Here is a 13,924-nt window from a genome sequence, read left to right on the forward strand (position 1 = left end):
TAGATTGCATCTTTTCAAAGAGCAATCCATTTATGATACTATCTATTAATTAATTCTTTATACAGAATGGGAAATTATAATCAATCACCTCATAAGGGGTAACCAATGTACCATCTACTGTAATTTTTTCTGCTGTTATAGCATATCTCAGCGTCTGGTCCAATCCTACATAATATCCTTTTTGTTTTGCTACAAATTCTACGATGGTCTTTTTATTAACACCATCTACAGGAATCTGGAGTTCCATAGTCTTAGGAGCGAAGGTCAATTCTATTACATTATTGGCTGTGTTGATTACTGCTGCATACTTAAGGTCATACTTTACTTTTCCAATTGTCTTCATCGCTGCTTCTGCTTTTGCCGGGTCTTTCACCACTGTTTTTACAATTTCTGTAATTGGAAATTCGGCAAATGAGATGGTATCTTTTTTCACCTTGAACTCCTTTACTCCTTCTCTTTTACTATTTCCCTGTACAATAACCAGCTTACCTTTATAGTTTCCTTTTAAATCTTCCATTTTTACAGGAGGAATATCCGGTCCATCGTTATCATTACATGAGGATAAGGCAAAAAATCCTGCTAAAACCATTAAAACTGTTATAAAAAATCGGGGTACTGTCAATCTTTTCATTGCATTACTTTTTTCGTTAAACATTAATTATTTTCGAGTACTCATTTATATAAATCCAGCTTTCCGAAAATCTTGCATGTTTTTATAAAAAAAAGAATGAAATTTTTCATAACCAATTGATTTTATGGATATAAATTTTCATCACTTCTCTGCAAATACCGGGCCTTATATTAAAATTACATTGTATTTACCTTTAGAAATAACAAAAAAGGAAGCTATACAATACAGCTTCCTTTTACTATTTACATTTTATTGTACTCCTCCACCAAGCGATCTGTACAGGTCTACTTCTGCATTTAACCTTTCAAGGGTTACATTAATGGCTTCCAGGTCATTCTGAAGCTTATTATTCTGAGCTGTAATGACTTCAAGATAGGTTGCCATCCCACTTTTATACAGCTTCAGGGCATCATTGATTCCTTTGTCCAAAATGGCTGTTCTCTGTTCTAAAAGCTGTAGTCTTTCTGAAGAGCCTTTAGACTTGGCCATAGCATCGGAAACTTCTCCCACGGCCGTCATTACAGACTGTTTAAAATTGATGGCTGCTTTTTCCTGTTCAATCAATGCGGTCTCGTAAGCTGTTTTCAGTTCTTTTTTCTGAAAAATGGGAGCTGCAAGATTTGCTGCAATTGTTTTGGTAATAGATCCGGGAATATCAAACCATGAGCTGAATTTATTGGAATTTACTCCTATCTGCGGGCTTAAACTGATACTTGGATACATTGCGGCTTTTGCCAATCCGGTTTTTGAATTAAGGCTGATTACGTTAAATTCTGCCATTTTCAGATCCGGTCTGCGACTCAACAGCTGTGCGGGTAATCCTTCTGACAGTTTATTTTCCGGAATCATTGCTTTAAGGTTTCCTTCTCTTTCTATTTTCGCCGGATATTCTCCACAAAGAATGCTCAATGCATTTTCCTGAACAGAAATATTCTGTTTTGCCAAAGGAATCAACAGTTCTGCTGTTTTCTTCTGAGCTTCCGACTGCTGGACGGCTAATGAGTTAATCTGTCCTGCTGTAAACTGAAGATTCATCATTTTAAGAGTATTCTCACTTAGCTCAATATTCTGTTCGGCTATTTTCAGCTGTTCATCAAGGCTTATAAGGTTATAATAAGCCTGTGCCACCTGAACTACAATTCTGCTTTTTATTGCATTCAGGTTTTCTTTCTGTCCAAAATACTCTGCTGCAGCGGATTCTTTCTGCATTTTAGCTTTTCCCCAGATGTCTATTTCCCAGGAAAGCCTTAGTGCTGCACTGAAATCATCCATGTATTTTGTCCCTACAAACTGTTCATTAAGGGAACCGTTAAGGGTATTTTTGGATGCCCAGCTTCTGTTAGCTCCTGCACTGAGATCTAAGGTTGGCATCAGTCCCAACTTAGCCTGTTTATAGATCAGATCAAGCTGTTCAATATTCTTCAGGGCTACATTCACTTCGTTATTTCTTGAAAGGGCCTTATCTATCAGGCCTATCAATTTAGGATCTTTGAAGAAGGTTTTCCATGGAAGCACTACTGTATCTCCTGTTACCTGTACAGATTCTTTGTACGTTTCCGGAACCTGAAGGTCTGTTCTTGTATATTTTTTCCCTACGGCACAAGACATCAGAAGTGATGCCATTGCGCCTGAAATAAGGAAATTTTTTATATTAAATATTCTCATTTGTCAATTGATTTTCTGTCGTATTGTACTTCTTTTTGGCAGAGAATTTCTCATCCAGATACTGGAAAAACATATAGAGTACAGGAATTACAAAAACTCCCAAAACTACTCCACTCAGCATCCCCATCGCTGCACTTGTACTGATTGATTTGTTTCCTGAAGCCATTCCTCCTGAAGAAATCATCAACGGAATCATTCCTACAATAAAAGCCAATGAAGTCATAATAATCGGACGTAATCTCGCCTTCGCTCCTTCTAGTGCAGAATCCAGAATAGAAAGTCCTGATTTTCTCCTTTGAATGGCAAATTCAACAATAAGGATGGCGTTTTTGGCTAATAACCCAATAAGCATAATCAATCCTACCTGTACATAAATATTGTTATCCAGCCCTATTGCTTTTATTCCTAAGAATGCTCCTACAATTCCCGTTGGGATGGAAAGCATTACTGCCAGAGGAAGGATATAACTTTCATACTGAGCTGCCAGTAGCAGGTATACAAAAAGTAAGCATAAACCGAAGATGGCAATTGTCTGATTTCCTGCAGATTTCTCTTCCAGACTCAACCCTGTCCATTCGTAGCTGTAGTCAGATGGTAACTTGCTTAATGTTTGCTCCAGTTTACCCATCAGTTCTCCGTTACTTACTCCTGGTTTTGGAGACACGTTGATATTTAATGAGTTGTAAAGATTATAGCGCTGAACGGATTCCGGACCGTATACTTTTTTCAAAGTAATCAGGGTATTCACCGGCACCATATCTCCTTTTTCATTCTTCACGAAAATATCATTGAACGCCTGCTCATCCATTCTGAAAACGCCATCAGCCTTAATATTTACTCTGTAAAATTTTCCGAATCTTGAAAAATTCTGAGACTGATCTCCCGAGAAATAGGTCTGAACGGTTCCTAACAGGTTTGAAATGCTTACTCCCAGCTGTTTTGCTTTGTCTTCATTTACTTCAAGTTCCATCTGAGGATAATCTGCCCTGAACATCGTGTAGGCAAATGCTACTTCCGGCACCTTCATCAGCTGACCGATCAATTCATCCGCTTTGGCTTTAAGAACCTGAGGATCTCTTCCCATACGATCCTGAAGTACGATCTCTGCATCATTCGTCATTCCATATCCTTCTACCGGAGGCATTCTGAAAGTCATCACACTTCCTTCTTTTATTACTCCCAGTTTTGCATTAGCCATATCTACAACCTCCTGAATATCCTGAACTTCACCTCTTTCTTTTTTAGGTTTCAGTTTAACAAATCCCATGGCGTAAGCTGGTCCTGCACTGTTGCTAAGCAGGTTGTATCCTGTAATGGACGTGTTTTCCTGAACAGCATCTACTCCTTTTAAAATTTCATTGATCTTGTTGGAAACTTCCGTAGTTTTTGTCAATGCTGTTCCCGGAGGCATACTTAAGGTGTACATAAAGAATCCGTCATCTTCCATTGGTACAAAACTCTTAGGCGTACTAGACATCAGCCATCCTGCAACACCAATAACGGCTACTATTAATCCTCCCGCAATCCATTTTCGTCCAATTAAGAATCGAACCCCTTTTGCATAACGGTTGGTCATATTATTAAATCCTGCATTGAATGCCACAGCAAACCTCTGCCCGAATCCTTTTGGTTTCTCTCCTCCTTCTCCTGCATGATTATTCTTTAAAAATACAGCACATAAAGCCGGAGTTAAAGTCAACGCGTTAACCGCTGAGATAATAATAGCTATGGCCAATGTATAGGCAAACTGCTTATAGAATAATCCAGCTGAACCTGACATAAATCCGATTGGGATAAATACTGCAGACATTACCAACGTAATGGAAATAACTGCTCCTGTAATCTCACTCATTGCCTTGTGGGTAGCCTCTCTTCCTGAAAGATTGGTTCCTTCCATATTACTGTGAACGGCTTCCACCACTACAATTGCATCATCGACGACAATACCGATGGCCAGTACAAGGGCAAAAAGCGTCAGTACATTGATGGTAAATCCTAAAACCAGAAGGAAGAAGAAGGTGCCAATAATCGCCACCGGAACCGCCACTGCCGGAATGATAGTAGATCTGAAATCCTGTAAGAAGATAAATACAACGATAAAAACCAGTATAAATGCTTCTATCAGAGTAGATTTTACCTGTCCTGTGGCTTCGTCCAACCTTTCTTTGGTACTCATTACCTTTGTATATTTGATACCGGGAGGGAATGATTTTGACAATTGATCAAGAGCCTTGTTTACGCCTATTTCAATCTGGTTGGCATTGGATCCTGTAGTCTGCATAATAGCTACTGTAACCGCATTTTTCCCATTGGAAAGGTTATCTCCCGTATTTGAAATGGCACCGAATTCTACACGGGCCACATCTTTAAGTCTGATGACCTGACTTCCGGTATTTTTAACAATGATGTTCTCATATTGCTCCGGTTTGTTTTTCTTCCCTTTATATCGGATTACATATTCTAAGGCAGCATCAGATTCTTCTCCCAGTTTACCCGGAGCAGATTCCAAACTATGGTCAGCAATCGCTCTGGAAACATCTGCCGGCTCAAGCCCGTAAGACGACATTTTCTGAGGGTTTAGCCATATTCTCATGGAATAATCCTTCAACCCGAATACCATGGCCTGTCCTACTCCTTTTACCCTTTTGACCTGTGGAATAAGGTTAATATTTGCATAGTTCTGCAGGAAAGTTTCATCATACTGTTTATTATCTTCCGTATAAATATTGAAAATCAATACCATACTGTTCTGTTGTTTGGATGTGGTAAGTCCCATTCTTACTACCTCCTGCGGAAGTATCGGAGTGGCCTGCTGTACTCTGTTTTGTACATTTACGGCAGCCTGATCTGCATTCACTCCTTGTTTGAATATGATGGAGATTGAAAATGTACCGTCATTACTTGCACTAGATTTCATATACTCCATATCTTCCACACCATTGATCTGCTCTTCCAGCGGAGTTACCACGGAACGGATCACTGTCTCACTGTTTCCTCCCGGATAAGATCCTGAAACCGTAATGGTAGGTGGAGAAATATCCGGGAATCTGGTCACCGCCAGCTGGTTTAATCCTATGATCCCTAAAATGACAATGATAAGGGATATTACCGTCGCCAATACCGGACGGTCTATTATCTTTTTTAACATTTTTGAATTTTCTAAGAGTGGTTATACAACTATTTCAAAGGAACTGTTGTCGCAACAACCTGTGCGCCGTCTGTAAGGGCATCAATTCTGTTGATGGCAATCTTATCTCCTGCATTTACTCCTTCTTTGATAAAGTAATCCTGAGATGTACTTCCCGAAACGGTAATCTGAGTCATTTTCACTTTATCCTTACCATTCAGTTTATAGACAAAAAATCTGTCCTGAATATCCTTCACAGATGTTTTCGGAAGTTTGACTACACCATTCAGGGCATTGTGAATCATTACTCTAGCAGTTCCTCCGGCTCTTAATAATTTATCAGGATTCTGGAAAACAGCTTTCATTTGAATACTTCCTGTATTTCTGTCGAAATTTCCGCTGGCATTTTCCAATTTTCCTTTAAGAGAATAAGTAGAGCCATCTGCAAGGATAAGTTCTACATTTTCTGCGGTATTTCCTGATATAGAAGCTTTACTGTGGGCAATAAAATCAGCTTCATTCATTGAGAAGTACACATTCACACTGTTGATACTTGAAAGCGTTGTTAGTGGAGATGCATCTGATGGGCTGATGAGGTTTCCTACTCTATTCGGAATTCTGCCTATGTATCCGCTCACGGGAGCTTTGATGTAGGTAAAATTGGCATTGATCTTTGATGATCCTAAAGAAGACTGTGCCTGTGCCACTTGTGCTGAAGCTGCTTTATAGCTTGCCTGAGCTGTTTTCAACTGCATATCAGAAACTACTTTTCCTTCTACAAGAGGTTTTAGTTTTTCTACTTCAAGTCTTGCTGTTTCCTGTGCTGCCAGAGCTGATTTCAGTGCTGCTTCATTGGTATTTACCTGCTCGTTGTATACTGACGGATTTATTCTGAAAAGGGTCTGTCCTTTACTTACATACTGTCCTTCTTTGATATATACAGCTTCCAGATAGCCTGTCACCTGTGCTTTAATATCTACATTATCCTGTCCTTCTATGCTTCCCGGGTATCCTGTAGACACATCTGCATCTCCTGACTTCACCTGGATAAAATCTGTAGGCAATGCCTGCTGCATCTGCTGGGCATTTTCCTGACCACTTCCAGAACCGCACGAGTACAATATTGCTGCAGCTGTAAGTGAGAGTGCCAGATATCCTTTTCTGTAATTCATAACATGAGTTTTTAAATTTTACAGGAGCAAAATAACTTCATATAATAAGGATATTCATTCAGAAGTTGAGTGAAGTGTCATTAATCGCAGGTGAAACGTATGATAGGAAAAATGAAGGGAAACGGTTGTTTTCTATTATAAATCTGATAAAAAAAAGCTTTTCCGGATAAAATAAGAGTGAAATCACTAAAAACAAATAAATAGGTCTTTAATCAAACGAAAAAAAAGATTGCTTTATAAAAAGCAATCTTTTTGGTATTTTTATAGAATTAATAATCCATCCAGGATTTGAAAATGGAAGCTTTTTCACGGCTGACAATCACTTCCATATCAGGTTGTTTTCTCAGTTCAAGCTTTAATTTTCCATTAAAATGATTAAAAATCTGTTTTACGGAATTGATGTGAATGATAAATTGTCTGTTGGCCCGGAAAAAGAATTTGGGATCTAACTGTTTCTCAAGCTCTTCCAGCGTCTGCGGAACATTCTCTACCACTCCAGTATTCAACATGGCTTTGCTGATTCCCAATTCGGTATAAATGTATAGGATATCTTCCGCCAGAACGGTTTTATATCCATCTCTATGGGCTATGAGAAAGCGTTTTCTGTAATCTTTCGGCTGGATATAATTCAACAACCCTTCAATAGCTGTTCCCACTACCGGAACTGCTTCCATAAAGGTTTCATAACGTTTTAACGCAGCATCCAGCTCTTCTTCTTCAATGGGTTTCAGAAGGTAGTCTACACTGTTGTATTTAAATGCCTGTACTGCATATTCATCGTACGCTGTGGTGAATATAACGGCACTTTTAACTTCATGCTTGTTGAATATTTCAAAGCTGAGCCCGTCCGCAAGACGAACATCCATCATAATGACATCCGGAACGACATTATTTTCCAGCCAGTGTACGGTTGAGGTAATCGAGTCTTCTACAGACAGGATTTCGATATGGGGTCTTAATTTCAGCAACAGTCTTTTTAATCGGTCTGCATTGGGCCTTTCGTCCTCAACTATTAAAATTTTATTAATCTTCATATCAATGGAAGTTTTACAATAAATTTATCTTCAGTTTTTTCAATCACGGGTTTAGGATATCCTAAGATTTCATACCGTGCTATAATATTGGTGAGCCCTACTCCGGAGGAATCCGGCTTGTTGATCAGAGGCAGAAATGTATTGGAAACCACCAATTCTCCTTCAGAACTTGTATAAACGTGAATTTCCAGGGGGGTTACCTTCGAGGTCTGATTATGTTTAATGGCATTTTCAACCAACAATTGTAAAGATAGCGGAAGGGTAAACCTTGATCTGTATTCTTCCTTAATATCTATTTTAAATACAACGCCTTCACCAATTCTTTTTTCAATCAGAAAGATATAGGATTCTAAAAATTTCAGCTCTTCTTCTACTGCAATGATATCTTTTTTGGAATTGACTAGCAGGTATCTGTATACTCTTGCAAACTTCTCTGAATATTCATAACCTAACTGCTGATCTTCCAGAATAAGTTCTGACAGTACACTTAAGTTGTTGAAAATAAAATGAGGATCTATCTGAAGCTTAAGTGCCTGAAGTTCTGCCGCCATAGCAGCCTGTTTGTGCTTGGAAGCTCTTATTTTATGCTGAGCGGCTTCTACTGCTGTTTTTTTCCAGTTTTCCAATAGATAATCCACGGTATTAAACGCACTGATAATCAATGATATTACAATATTAGTTGCGATCCACTGTCCCAGCAGTGTATATTCTTTTCGGGAATCTATCTCGGGTAATGTTACTGAAGTACAGTCTACAATGGCATTAATAATAATGACAATCATTACACTTCCCACGATCTGAATCAAACACTGAATGAGCAAACGTTTTACGGTTCTGTTACTCCAGGGAAGCAGCTTATTGAGTGTTCTGTCTATAAAAATACTTACCTCTGAGATAATGATAGAAAAAAAGACAATCCATGAGGCATCTTCCAGAATCATCCTCAGCGGAGCATACAGATATTCTTTCCAAACGGGGTCAAACGGGTCAATAAGGTAGGAAAAAACACAGAAAGTAACTACTGCTACTGCCCAGATTACGAGTCTTCTTTTCATGGTAGAAAGAATCTTCTTATTCCGTACTATATTTTTCCTGATGGTAGAAATCCTATTCATATCCGGGATTTTATGAATGTAAATATAGAAATAGATTTTAGACGAATATCCTCTATTTTGGACGAGACCGCCAAAACCGTCCCTGAAACGTAAAATAGCAGAGTTCAAATGGATGTGACGGTTCATCACCTGAAAAAGACATTTCATCATCATTTTATGCAACGTCACAATATTTTTATGATAAGGCAATTGTAGTCTATTATAGTTTTGCAGTATTAAATCCGGAACAATGAAAACAATAATTGTCTGCACAGATTTTTCTCACGAAGCTGAAAATGCCACTCATTATGCAGCATCTTTGGCTAAAGAAAACAAATACAGGATTATACTTTTTAATCTGCAAACCGTTTCCATTCATGCTTTGAATGCACAGGCTTCGGCTGATTTCTTCTACACTCAAACGCTTAAGAATCAGAAAAAGCTGGAAGATAAAGCAGCTGAACTTCAATCTCTGTATGCTATAGAAACCGGACATCATCTGGCTTCCGGCAACTTTATTGAAGAACTTGAAAAGTGTATGCTGCTTCATGAATGTGATTTTATTGTTATGGGAATGGCTGAGAAAACTCTTGAACAGAAGCTTTTGGGCAATAGTGTAACAAGGGCTATTCACCGACTCAAAAAACCGATATTAATTGTGCCTGCCCACATAGAATATACAGGAATCAGGAAAATTCTTTTTGCCTATGATACTCATAAAAGTATGACCTGGACGGCAATGAACGATATTTATTATTTCATTAATGAATTTAATGCTGAAATTGAGGTATTCAATGTAAGTGAAAGCTTAGAGGATTTTACTGAAGTCATTCACGATATAGATCTGAATTCCGGATATTATCTGGATGATATTAAATACAGTTTTAAAATGATTCAATCTATCGAAGTTATCAAAGCTATTGAAGAAGAAATCAGATTGACAGGACCTGATCTTCTGACCATGGTTCCATACAAATACAACCTTGTTGAATCTCTTTTCCACCGAAGTAAAACAGCTATTATGGCTTATAAAAATAAAATACCATTACTATCAATTCCCCTAAACATAGATTAAGACCAATAAAAATCTGAACACATTTGAATTATCCTTTTTGCCTGTAAAGGCTAAATTTTACACTTAATCTTGTTTGACAGGACCGGGAAGCGATTTCCGGTCCTGTTTTTATACTTAGTTTCAGGCTCAAACAGATATTATTATTTTAACAAACATAATTAATATATTTTTTGAAAATAAAAAACAAATCAATAATTCATACTGAACTGAATATCAAAAAGTCGTAAATTTAGTAAAGGATAAAAACAGTGTTTTCCCCCTTTTTTATAGTTGTGCCGTTAGCTAATTTTGTTCCATAAAATTAAAAACCATAAAAATGAAAACTTCCTTTTTTACTAAGACTTTAAGTTTGCTATGTGCAGCATTTATTCTAACACTCTGTTTGTTAAGCTGCACCCGCTGCTCCGAACCTCCTAAAGAACCTGTTAGTAACAGTTATAAGAAAAAACTGATCAGCTACCGTGAAGGCCGGGTTCTTTTTGATGAATATACCAGAACCAATCATGAAGTTCTCATGAAATCCAGAAACGGTGAACCGGATTCCCGATGGTACTGGTTTTCACTGGAAGACATGGAAGGATATATTAAGTATGTAAAAGAAAATGCAAAAAAACAAAAATTAAAAAATCCGGGAATCAGGATCTATATGGGAAAATACCCTATGAATCATCCTAAAAACAGAATGGCAAAACCGGAATATGCAGGTTATCAAACCATATTTTTAGTTCCTACCTCCCAAAAAAGAAAAAATGACAATGCAATGGCCAGAACAGCCTCTACCGAGGAAAATACAGATGTTCCTTCTATAGAATCTATGAACATGACCAATCTGGCACCCCCTCCAAAAACTCTGTCAGGAACAATGCCTTAAAAACACAAATTATGAACTGGAATATTGAAACAGGGAAACAGATATCGATGATCCTATCCATTATAGTGATGCTTTTAATGGTCATAAAATATAGAAAAACCGGAAAGGAAAATTTATTTTTTATCATTGGATATCTGTTGTTTTCCCTGATTGATATTTTCTGTTATTTCTACTACGACCTGACAAAACTGCCTACGGACATATTTTATGTAATTGGGTTTTTAATGATTGTATTCTTTTTGTACTTATTTTATTATTACCAATTATTATATGTTCCGCTGCTCAAAAAGATACAGACTATCATCCTGGTTCTTTTTGTCCTCAATATTGCTGTAATGTTTTACACAGAAGATGATCTGCTTCATCATTTTTCTTTTAATATGCTGTATGTAGATATTCTTCTGTTGTTATTTTCAATTATTTTGTTCCTGTACCAAACTTTTAATTCAGATAAAATATTAGGGATCAATAATTACCTTCCGTTCTGGATATCAGTGGCTTTACTGATCTTTTTTATCGGAAGTATCCCGATCCTGTTTTTCAGAAACACTGTTTCGGAAAGTATTTATTTCTTCATTTTATTTATGCTGAATCTGATCAGTAACGGTATACTCATATTGGGTTTAATTGGGAACAAACAAGAAAAAATCAGATAAATCCTTTTCAGATATGGAAGAGAATAATTTGGTCATCATCTTTACGATTACTTTATTCATCGTTGTTTTGACAATGATCTTCATTTATGCGGTTTTTATCAAGAAAAAAACAAGCCTTCTGATCGCTCAAAAAGAGAAAGATCTTCGGTTTGAAAAAGAGCTGGCCACTTCACAGGTAGAAATGAAAGAACAGACCCTTAATTATATTGGACAGGAACTGCACGATGATCTGGGGCAAAAACTTTCCGTAGTCCGGCTGCGACAAAACCAGCTGATTACCAAATTAAAAAACAACGAAAAAGAAGACCTTATTGAACTCAATGAACTGTTGGGAGAATGTATACAGGACATAAGAAATCTGTCTAAAACATTAATTACTGAACAGATTATTCATTTCGGACTGGCAGAATCCATTGAAAGAGAGGTTAATAGAATCAAAAAACTAAAATTATTAAAAATAGAATTTATTACCCAAAAACAGGATATTGACATTTCTCCCAAACATGGTCTGATTCTTTTCAGAATTATCCAGGAAAGTATCAACAATATCCTGAAACATTCCAAAGCCAAAAATGTTTCCATACAAATGGACGATGACTGTGAAAAATTACACATCAGCATTTCCGATAACGGAAGAGGCTTTGATACAAGCATGATTCAGGATGGCTCAGGATTAAAAAACATGGAACTGAGAGCAAAACTGATTCATGCCGAACTGTCTATACACTCAGAACTGAATAAAGGAACACAAACTTTGATAACCTATCATAAAAATTTATTATGAAAACTATTCCCATAGCGATCGTTGATGATCATACCTTAATTTCCAAAGCGTTGGAAAATATGATCACAGAAAACACTCAATATCGGGTAATTATGAATCATCCCAACGGAGAAGAATTTATTGCAGGTGTGGAAAAAGCTTCTGAATTACCCGCCGTAGTACTGATGGATGTTAATATGCCTTATAAAAACGGCATTGAAACTACAGAATGGCTTACTGAACATTATCCTGACATCAAAGTCATTGCCCTGACGATGGATGATGATGAAAAAGTACTCATCAGAATGCTGAAGGCAGGAGCTAAGGGGTATTTACTGAAAGACATGCAGCCTTCTATCCTCTTCCAGGCTATAGACACCGTATTTGAAAAAGGCAGTTTTTATACTGATTTTGTGGCCCAGAAATTATTGAAAGTAAAAACAGAGGAAATGAAAAATGCTTCCCTGCTTTCTGAGCTGAAAGACAGAGAGAAAGAGTTTATAAAATGGGCGTGCAGTGAACTTACTTACAAGGAGATTGCCGATAAAATGTGTCTGAGCCCGAAAACAATTGACGGCTACAGAGATTCGGTTTTTGTAAAACTGGATATAAAAAACAGAGCAGGTCTTGTTCTTTTTGCGTTGAAACACGATCTGTGTTGATTGAATATTCTAATTTTTAATCTTATTTCAATACTATAAAACAAACATCTTTACATTCTTTTTACGTATCCGGCAGCTTTTCAAGCTGCCGGATTTTCAATTCATAACACACTCATATACAAATGAAAAGGTGTTTTCCCTTTTTCAAAATACGGCTTTCTCCTCTGTTTTCGTCCTGCAGAATAATGGAATTTTGTCATAGAAAAATACACAGAAAGGCAGAACCCGAAAAGCCGAAAAAGAGTAGGGAATATTTTTAAAACTAATACAATGAAAAAAGCACTTATCGTAGGTATTAATGATTATGCACCCATCGGATATGGAGGACCAGATCTTAACGGCTGTGTAAATGATGCAAGAGATATGGCAAATACATTGGTTATTTGTGGTTTTAGTCCGGCAAAGATTAAAATTCTGACCAATCAAAATGCAACACGAGCGAATATATTAAACTACCTGAAATCCATGATCAGCACGAGCGTAAAAGGAGATTCACTTGTTTTTTATTATTCGGGACACGGAACCAGGGTAGCCAATATCGGATCGGATCTGGAACTGGATGGTTTGGATGAAGCCATTTGCCCGCACGATTATGCCAATAATGGTGTCATTCGTGATGATGATTTCAAAACCGTTCTCAGCAAGCTAAAAGCCGGAGTGAATATGGAAGTGATCTTCGACTGCTGTTATTCCGGAACAGGAACCAGAAAATTGGATCTGGGACTGGAAGCAGATCTTCTCAACGAAACCGCCCGTTATATTCCTCCAATGCTTGAGGATGAGTTCTATCTTACCTATGCCAGTGAATTGGAAGTGTCTAAAAGTTCAAAAAAATCAACCGTACTTACTAAAGCATTAGTCCCTGTTGCCGGAATGAATCATACTTTATGGGCTGCAGCGAAAGACAATCAGGTATCTATGGAAGGTAATATCAGCGGACAGATAAGAGGATATTTCACCTATCATTTCTGTAAGATTTTACGTGCCACCAATGGTAGTATTGTTAGGAAAACACTTGATAAACAGGTTGCTATTGCATTGGCAGCAATGGGAGCAGCCCAAATCAACCAGACAGAAAGCATTACCGCAGAATTTTCACAAAAAATATTCACTTAACCAATAACCTTTACAGGCGGAATCCGAAAAGCCATAAAAGAGTAGGAATACACTAGAT

12 protein-coding genes are annotated in these 13,924 nt (G+C 37.4%); 6 read left to right on the plus strand and 6 right to left on the minus strand.

The annotated features are described in order from the left end of the window. Positions 1-49: 49 nt before the first annotated feature. The 6 genes from FW780_RS14135 to FW780_RS14160 all read right to left on the minus strand — a co-directional run bounded on the left by FW780_RS14135 (position 50) and on the right by FW780_RS14160 (position 8,996). The gene (locus FW780_RS14135; protein ID WP_149834166.1) at positions 50-631 is read right to left on the minus strand and encodes a DUF4840 domain-containing protein; all 582 of its coding nucleotides are present in this window, start codon (positions 629-631) and stop codon (positions 50-52) included. 249 nt (positions 632-880) lie between these two features. Next, the gene (locus FW780_RS14140; RefSeq protein WP_149834167.1) at positions 881-2,296 is read right to left on the minus strand and encodes an efflux transporter outer membrane subunit; all 1,416 of its coding nucleotides are present in this window, start codon (positions 2,294-2,296) and stop codon (positions 881-883) included. Beyond that, entirely contained in the window at positions 2,283-5,444 is a 3,162-nt protein-coding gene (locus FW780_RS14145) for an efflux RND transporter permease subunit (RefSeq protein WP_149834168.1), read from the minus strand. Before FW780_RS14145 ends, FW780_RS14140 begins: the two co-directional genes overlap by 14 nt. A 29-nt stretch (positions 5,445-5,473) precedes the next feature. Beyond that, on the minus strand, positions 5,474-6,595 hold the full coding sequence (locus FW780_RS14150; protein WP_149834169.1) for an efflux RND transporter periplasmic adaptor subunit: 1,122 nt from the start codon (positions 6,593-6,595) through the stop codon (positions 5,474-5,476). A gap of 269 nt (positions 6,596-6,864) precedes the next feature. After that, positions 6,865-7,629, minus strand: coding sequence for a LytR/AlgR family response regulator transcription factor (locus tag FW780_RS14155; RefSeq protein WP_149834170.1), 765 nt, complete (start codon positions 7,627-7,629; stop codon positions 6,865-6,867). Next, positions 7,626-8,996: a sensor histidine kinase gene (locus tag FW780_RS14160; protein ID WP_241676914.1), complete on the minus strand. Its 1,371-nt coding sequence runs from the start codon at positions 8,994-8,996 to the stop codon at positions 7,626-7,628. Before FW780_RS14160 ends, FW780_RS14155 begins: the two co-directional genes overlap by 4 nt. On the opposite strand from FW780_RS14160, the gene FW780_RS14165 reads away from it, so the two are divergent. The 6 genes from FW780_RS14165 to FW780_RS14190 all read left to right on the plus strand — a co-directional run bounded on the left by FW780_RS14165 (position 8,974) and on the right by FW780_RS14190 (position 13,866). Continuing rightward, positions 8,974-9,798: a universal stress protein gene (locus FW780_RS14165; RefSeq protein WP_149834171.1), complete on the plus strand. Its 825-nt coding sequence runs from the start codon at positions 8,974-8,976 to the stop codon at positions 9,796-9,798. The two genes, FW780_RS14160 and FW780_RS14165, sit on opposite strands and share 23 nt — an antisense overlap. A gap of 316 nt (positions 9,799-10,114) precedes the next feature. After that, complete coding sequence (locus tag FW780_RS14170) at positions 10,115-10,669, plus strand: hypothetical protein (RefSeq protein WP_149834172.1); 555 nt, start codon at positions 10,115-10,117, stop codon at positions 10,667-10,669. Between the two features lie 11 nt (positions 10,670-10,680). Beyond that, positions 10,681-11,325, plus strand: a complete 645-nt coding sequence (locus tag FW780_RS14175) for a hypothetical protein (RefSeq protein WP_149834173.1) — start codon at positions 10,681-10,683, stop codon at positions 11,323-11,325. Positions 11,326-11,338: 13 nt separating this feature from the next. Then, positions 11,339-12,109 (plus strand): sensor histidine kinase, encoded by a 771-nt coding sequence (locus tag FW780_RS14180; protein WP_149834174.1) that lies wholly within the window; start codon positions 11,339-11,341, stop codon positions 12,107-12,109. Further along, positions 12,106-12,750, plus strand: coding sequence for a response regulator transcription factor (locus tag FW780_RS14185; RefSeq protein ID WP_129038916.1), 645 nt, complete (start codon positions 12,106-12,108; stop codon positions 12,748-12,750). The genes FW780_RS14180 and FW780_RS14185 overlap by 4 nt, the downstream gene beginning before the upstream one ends. Positions 12,751-13,020: 270 nt before the next feature. Further along, positions 13,021-13,866: a caspase family protein gene (locus FW780_RS14190; protein WP_149834175.1), complete on the plus strand. Its 846-nt coding sequence runs from the start codon at positions 13,021-13,023 to the stop codon at positions 13,864-13,866. The last annotated feature ends 58 nt before the right edge of the window (positions 13,867-13,924 follow it).

Origin of the sequence: Chryseobacterium sediminis, from assembly GCF_008386505.1 — a bacterium.
Taxonomy (GTDB): Bacteria; Bacteroidota; Bacteroidia; order Flavobacteriales; family Weeksellaceae; genus Chryseobacterium; species Chryseobacterium sediminis.

What these genes read in the sequence shown, in the direction of transcription:
- FW780_RS14135 (WP_149834166.1), bottom strand. Translation starts at nt 631, where the DNA reads ATGAAAAGATTGACAGTACCCCGATTTTTTATAACAGTTTTAATGGTT.
- FW780_RS14140 (WP_149834167.1), bottom strand. Translation starts at nt 2,296, where the DNA reads ATGAGAATATTTAATATAAAAAATTTCCTTATTTCAGGCGCAATGGCA.
- FW780_RS14145 (WP_149834168.1), bottom strand. Translation starts at nt 5,444, where the DNA reads ATGTTAAAAAAGATAATAGACCGTCCGGTATTGGCGACGGTAATATCC.
- FW780_RS14150 (WP_149834169.1), bottom strand. Translation starts at nt 6,595, where the DNA reads ATGAATTACAGAAAAGGATATCTGGCACTCTCACTTACAGCTGCAGCA.
- FW780_RS14155 (WP_149834170.1), bottom strand. Translation starts at nt 7,629, where the DNA reads ATGAAGATTAATAAAATTTTAATAGTTGAGGACGAAAGGCCCAATGCA.
- FW780_RS14165 (WP_149834171.1), top strand. Translation starts at nt 8,974, where the DNA reads ATGAAAACAATAATTGTCTGCACAGATTTTTCTCACGAAGCTGAAAAT.
- FW780_RS14170 (WP_149834172.1), top strand. Translation starts at nt 10,115, where the DNA reads ATGAAAACTTCCTTTTTTACTAAGACTTTAAGTTTGCTATGTGCAGCA.
- FW780_RS14175 (WP_149834173.1), top strand. Translation starts at nt 10,681, where the DNA reads ATGAACTGGAATATTGAAACAGGGAAACAGATATCGATGATCCTATCC.
- FW780_RS14180 (WP_149834174.1), top strand. Translation starts at nt 11,339, where the DNA reads ATGGAAGAGAATAATTTGGTCATCATCTTTACGATTACTTTATTCATC.
- FW780_RS14185 (WP_129038916.1), top strand. Translation starts at nt 12,106, where the DNA reads ATGAAAACTATTCCCATAGCGATCGTTGATGATCATACCTTAATTTCC.
- FW780_RS14190 (WP_149834175.1), top strand. Translation starts at nt 13,021, where the DNA reads ATGAAAAAAGCACTTATCGTAGGTATTAATGATTATGCACCCATCGGA.